This is a genomic window from Planococcus sp. APC 3900 (assembly GCF_030407735.1).
Lineage (GTDB): Bacteria > Bacillota > Bacilli > Bacillales_A > Planococcaceae > Planococcus > Planococcus notacanthi.
Genome location: NZ_JASDCT010000013.1, coordinates 45,616 through 51,794 on the forward strand (window position 1 = coordinate 45,616; position 6,179 = coordinate 51,794).

4 protein-coding genes are annotated in these 6,179 nt (G+C 44.5%); all 4 read right to left on the bottom strand.

Translation table 11 applies throughout. The features are described from left to right. Positions 1 to 45: 45 nt before the first annotated feature. The 4 genes from tmk to QMA04_RS17665 all read right to left on the bottom strand — a co-directional run bounded on the left by tmk (position 46) and on the right by QMA04_RS17665 (position 6,028). Positions 46 to 696 carry a dTMP kinase gene (gene tmk, locus QMA04_RS17650; protein WP_290187225.1) on the bottom strand — a complete coding sequence of 217 codons (651 nt, stop codon included), beginning with the start codon at positions 694 to 696 and terminating at the stop codon, positions 46 to 48. 107 nt (positions 697 to 803) lie between these two features. Then, positions 804 to 2,915 carry an RNA degradosome polyphosphate kinase gene (locus tag QMA04_RS17655; protein WP_191716899.1) on the bottom strand — a complete coding sequence of 704 codons (2,112 nt, stop codon included), beginning with the start codon at positions 2,913 to 2,915 and terminating at the stop codon, positions 804 to 806. 90 nt (positions 2,916 to 3,005) lie between these two features. Continuing rightward, positions 3,006 to 4,532 (bottom strand): exopolyphosphatase, encoded by a 1,527-nt coding sequence (ppx, locus tag QMA04_RS17660; RefSeq protein ID WP_290187226.1) that lies wholly within the window; start codon positions 4,530 to 4,532, stop codon positions 3,006 to 3,008. A 62-nt stretch (positions 4,533 to 4,594) separates the two neighbouring features. Then, positions 4,595 to 6,028 carry an aminotransferase class I/II-fold pyridoxal phosphate-dependent enzyme gene (locus tag QMA04_RS17665; RefSeq protein WP_191716897.1) on the bottom strand — a complete coding sequence of 478 codons (1,434 nt, stop codon included), beginning with the start codon at positions 6,026 to 6,028 and terminating at the stop codon, positions 4,595 to 4,597. Between the last annotated feature and the right edge of the window lie 151 nt (positions 6,029 to 6,179).

A 6,179-nucleotide genomic window follows, 5' to 3' on the forward strand; every position in this document is an offset into this window, starting at 1 on the left:
CAGCTCTTTGCCAAAAAAATAGCTGCATCAAAAAGACAGCTGACCTTAAAAAGGATCAACTGCCGTTTGGCGTTCTTCTATAAACCGGACAGCTGTTTCCAATGCATCAGCATAAACGGTGTCCAGTTCATTTTCTGCATTGATCAAGCGAATTCGTTCCGGATTCTGGCTCAACAGCAAGAGATAGCCTTCTCTTACTTTGTAATGGAATTTCATTGATTCTACATCCAAGCGATTGATTTCACGGTCTGAATCTTTTTCAATCCGCGCCAGCCCCACTTTCGGATTGACATCAAAATAAAGGGTCAAATCCGGCATGTATTCATCGATGGCAAACTTGTTGATCGCGAAGATTTCTTCCATTCCAAGACCGCGTGCATAGCCCTGATAAGCTAAACTCGAATCGATGTAACGATCACATAAAACGATGCTTCCCGCTTCGAGTGCCGGAATAATTTTTTCGACCAAATGCTGTCTTCTCGCTGCTGCATATAATAAAGCTTCTGTTCGCGCGTCCATTGCGGTGTTGTTCCGGTCCAAGATCACTTGGCGGATTTGTTCGGCTATGTCGATGCCGCCTGGCTCACGTGTACAAACCACGGAAAATCCTTTTTCCTCCAGCGCAGTTGCCAGCATTTTCAGGACCGTTGACTTTCCCGATCCTTCTCCGCCTTCTAGGTTGATTAAATAACTCATTTTCCCGCTCACCTTATTCCATGAAGTTAATCATATTCTACTGTTTTAAACTCTTTTTACTATACACGAAATGGCTTTGCTTTTATAGTGACCAGTAGAAATACCAACTATTCTTCATCTTCTGCCACTTGATATGCCCGGCGGAACAACTCCATTTGGCTGTCTATCACTGGCTCATCGTCTTTGCGCGGTACATAATGGTAAACCCCGTCCGCATCCTGCTGTCTCGCTTTAACATTATCGGCAAGCCCCAATTCCAGTATGTTTTTCACTTGCTGTTTAATGGTTTCGTCAACAATCGGAAATAAAATTTCAATGCGGTTATTTAAATTCCGCGTCATCATATCCGCTGAAGATAAGAAGGTCCGTCCTTTGCCGTTATGGTTAAAGTAATAGACACGGCTATGCTCCAACAAGCTGCCTACGATGCTCCGAACCTGAATGTTCTCACTGACCCCCGGGATTCCTGGACGCAGGCAGCAGATCCCCCTGACAATCAAATCCACTTTCACACCTGCATTGGACGCTTCATATAACTTCATAATAATGAGCTTATCCGTCAGTGAGTTCATCTTCGCAATGATGCGGCCATTGCCATGCTTTTTCTGGAAACGAATTTCCGTATCGATCAAGTCGATGATATCGGTCCGAATTGTAAAAGGCGCTACCGATAAATAATGGAACTCCGGCTTCTCGGTATAGCCGCTTAAATAATTGAAGAAGTTGGTAGCATCAATTCCAAACTGCCTTTTCGAGGTGAACAAGCTCATATCTGTATAGATTTTTGCCGTCTGATCGTTGTAATTGCCGGTTCCTAAATGCACGAAACGCTCAATTTTATCGTCTTTTTTCCGCACGACCAAGGTGATTTTGCTATGGGTTTTCAAATGCGTCATGCCATAAATAACGTGGCATCCCGCCTTTTCCAACTCTTTTGCCCATTGGACATTATTTTCCTCGTCAAAGCGGGCCTTTAATTCAACCAGCACGGTTACTTGTTTGCCATTCTCAGCAGCTCTTTTCAGAGCCTTGATTACCGGAGAATCACCGCTCACCCGGTAAAGGGTCTGCTTGATGGCTAGGACATCGGGATCATCAGCGGCTTCTGAAATAAATTGAACGACCGGTTCAAATGATTCATACGGATGATGAAGAAAAACATCCTGCTCACTGACCTTTTGAAAAATCTGCTTGCCTGTTTCCATCCCTGCCGGCAGCTGCGACACTTTGCCTTCAAAGACCAAATGCTCCCAAACTGGTGCCATTTTTTTATAAAAGCTGAAAAACACCGTCAAATCCAAAAATCCTTCAATAGCATAGACATCTTTTTTATGGACTTCCAGTTCATTGGTCAAGTATTCCAAAATGGCCGGATCAAATCCTGGCTGCTGAATCTCCAGCCGGACAGCCGCTCCCCATTTGCGTTTCCGGAGCTCTTCTTCAATTTCCTTCAGCAAATCACGTGCGCCTTCTTCATGGATCGTCATGTCGGCATTGCGGGTAATCCGGAATACCGACGTTGAAATCACCTTAAAACCATGAAAAAGTTTGCGAATGAAGAAACTGATGACATCTTCCAGTAAAATCAGTTTGTAGCTGCCCTTTTTCGATTCCAGGCGGACAAACCGATCCAGTACAGAAGGCACCTGGACAATGGCGATTTTTTGCCCTTCTTCCGCCTGGTCTTCTACGTCTTCCAGCACCACCGCCAAATTGATGCTTTTGTTGAGCAACATGGGAAATGGACGGTAAGCATCGATGGCCATTGGCGTCAGTACCGGAAAAATATGATCCTCAAAATGCCGTTCCATTATATCCAATTGGTCTGCACTTAAATCCGCCATTTTGACGAATTCTACGTGCTCTTTTTGAAGCTTTGGCAACAATGTTTTTTGCAGCGTTTCATATTGCAGATCCACCAATTGATGGGTCTTCATCGCAATTTCATTTAATTGTTGCTTTGGCGTCATTCCCGCTTTATTCTCGGGTTTCGTAAACCCGACTTTCACCTGATCCTGCAGCCCTGCTACACGGACCATAAAAAATTCATCCAGGTTGGAGCTGAAAATCGCCAGAAATTTAAATCGTTCCAATAACGGGTTCCGTTTATCAAGGGCTTCCTGCAGGACCCGTTCATTAAAAGCCAGCCAGCTCAGTTCGCGGTTATTGTAATAAGAAGGATCCCTGAGTTCCACGCTTTTCTTTTTTAAAGTCTCCAATTTTGACTCCACCTTTTACTTATAATCCATTTATCTATCCTATCACCATCTGCCTGTCAGCAATACGAGATATGTCACTTGAAATGTTAATTATTTGTAAAATTTAAAATCAATCGTTTTCTTTAACTGCTTCTCTAAATGCTTTTTCTGTTTTTCCACCTGGTATTGTTCCGGCTTCCAATCTTCTCGGCATTGCACAGAAAAAACAAGTTTGTCCTCGTTTTCTTCCAGCTCAATCGTTTCCACAATATCACGTTTAGTTGCATTCAAACTGTACGCCAGCTTGATGATAGCGCCAAGCAGGCTGTATTTCGCCAACTCTTCTTTATTGAACCATTCCTCATACACATTAACGTTCCGTTTAAAGACCTCTTTATTTTTAAATGAAGCCATCAAAGCAATGACGATCCGGTCTTTGTGCAGCAAACCATCGATGGTGCGGTTGCCCAATAAGTAAAAAGTATGCTGATGGCTGGATTCCGAATCGATGTAGCTCCCTAAATTATAGAGTGCACTGCTGAGCTTCAAACGCTTATAGTCCAACTCTTCCAATGACAGCAAGCCCAACTCTTCCAATTCCTTTGAAATCAGCAAAGCACTATTGGCAACATGGAATGCATGGGTCAAATTGATGTCATAATCGATAGCCAACTCGTGAAAACTTTCTTCCACGACATTTGGAAATACCGACAAATCGAAATCCTTGGTCGTCTCTTCATAAAACACACCATCCCTTAAGCCTTTTCTGCTGAGAGCAAACTGTTTGGTGTCGATCAATTCCATTAAATAGCGGAACACTTCAACAGCCGGGATGATGATATCCGCCCGGTCCTTCGACAGCCCTTCCAAGCGCTGCAGCTCTGAAAAATCCACTGACTTCAATAAATCACTGACTTCTTCTACGTCATCTCTGCTCATCATGTATTGATGAACACCAGACAGCGGATATTCAATATGCTCCTGATGGATCTGAGCCATGTTCCGCGCACTTCCCCCAATGCCGATCAACGGCAAACGCTTATCAGCCAGCCATTCCAATTGATCAAACCGCTCTTTTAAAAACGACCGCAACTCGCGCAATTCGCCTTTGGTCGGTGTGTTTCCTTCGACAAATTGCTGTTTCAATGATAAAGCACCAAACGGAAAACTGTAGAAAAAAATCAGCTGGCGATTATGGAAATAGGTAACTTCTGTACTGCCCCCACCAATATCAACCGTGATGCCGCTGGCGAATGGTGTGGAATTGACGACGGCCAGGTAACCGTAGTTCGCCTCTTCAAATTCCGAGAGGATACGCATCGTAAAATCTGTTTCTTTTTCCACTGCTGCCAGAATGCTGTCTTGATTTACAGCTTGGCGCACAGCCGCCGTAGCCACACATTTGATGTCTTTCAATTGATGATGGCGGGTCACTTCCTGAAAACTTTTTAAAGTCTTGATCAGTACATCGATGCCTTCCTGTTTCAACACATTGTCTTCATTTAAATAATTACGGAGACGAGCAACGGCTTTCACGTTCTCACTCTCTGTAAAACGTCCGCTTTTATCCCGCGTGTAAATGACGAGCCTGATGGTATTCGAGCCGATATCAATGATTGCATACTTTTCCTGTTCCATGAAAATCCCCCACATTCTGTACCAAGTAAATGATGTTACAGTATACCCTCTTTAAGCATTTCTTATGCTCGGGATGTTTCTTGCTGAAGCACAGACAATTCTTTAGATGCGAGCCTGTGGTCTCCCTGTATCTGTGCATCAGAAGCCAGGTAATTCATGAGTTCCTCGACTTTGGCCAATGTCCATTTCTCGCCCGCCACCACCAGCGGAATACCCGGTGGATATGGAATCACCATACCCGCTGCAATACGGCCGATAACTTGTGTATAAGGCACCCATTCCTGATCCGTCAAATCAATTTCTTCAAAAGACAATTCGGGAACTGTTACTTGGGATACTGTTTTCACTTGGACTCTCATGTCTTTTCTCGCTTCGCCTTCCAACAGCTGTACCGCTTCTTTTAAACGGCTGCGAATTTCGGCAAATGGATAGGCATGCCATTGTTTCATTAAAGGCAAGATCAACAAGACCTGATAAAGGTCTGCCAGCTCAACATGAACCCCCGTTTTCTCCAGCATCTGTTTGAACTGGTAGCCGCTGTGATGGGCAACCCTCAGCATGATTTTCAGTGGATCATCAGACTCTACCACCGCCAAATGCGGAATCATCCGCAGGCTGCTGAGAAAACGCTCCCTCTTTTCATTGAACATCCGCATATCAGGCTGCGAATAATTTTGAAGATAAGAACGTGCATCATCCAATGAGGCAAGGATCAGATACGAAGGACTGCTTGATTGAAACATCCGTAAGTATTTTTGGATTCTTTTCACATTTACACGTTCGCTTCCAATATGTAAAAAAGAGCCCATCGTCATAGCAGGCAATGTTTTATGGGCTGACTGTACGACTACATCTGCACCAAGAGACAACGATGAGACCGGAAACGGGGCGCCTGCCTGAAAGTGGGCACCATGGGCTTCATCCACCAGAACGGCAATTCCATGTTCATGGCATAAAGAAATAATGGCAGTAAGTTCGTAGGAAACCATTCCATAATAATTGGGATAGGTCAGTACAATGGCCTTGGCTTCCGGATAGGCCTTTATCGCTTCTTCTACTGCCTTTAGAGGCACTGCAGCCGCTGTCATGGATTCCTCATCCCATTGCGGTGAAACGTAAACGGGCCGCACATGTGCAAGCTCCAACGCATGGAAGATCGACTTATGGGAATTGCGCTGAACAATGACCACATCCCCTTCTCTGCAAGCGGCGTGAATCATCGCCAGATTTCCGACAGTTGAACCGTTGACCAACAAAAAGCTGCGTTTCGCACCATAAGCTTCCGCTAATAAAAGCTGTGCCTCGTTGATCGCCTCTTCCGGATAATGAAGATCATCCAGACCCGCCAGTTCTGTCACATCGTACTGAAGAGCTGACTGAATTTCTTGCGGCAGTCCCGACAGGATGCCATGTTTATGTCCTGGTACATGAAAAGAAATGGGTTGTTTGTTTTGAAATTCGATTAATGCATCCACAATTGGGCGTCGCTGCGTCATGATTTTCCATCCTCACATTGATTGATTAACTTCATTATAACAATTCCGGTTGAGAGCCGCGGTTTGGAAAACAGTCGGTTGGATACTTTCAATGGCTGTGACTGGTTTTCTCCAAACAAAAAAGCCGTTACCGGAATCGGTAACGACTTTT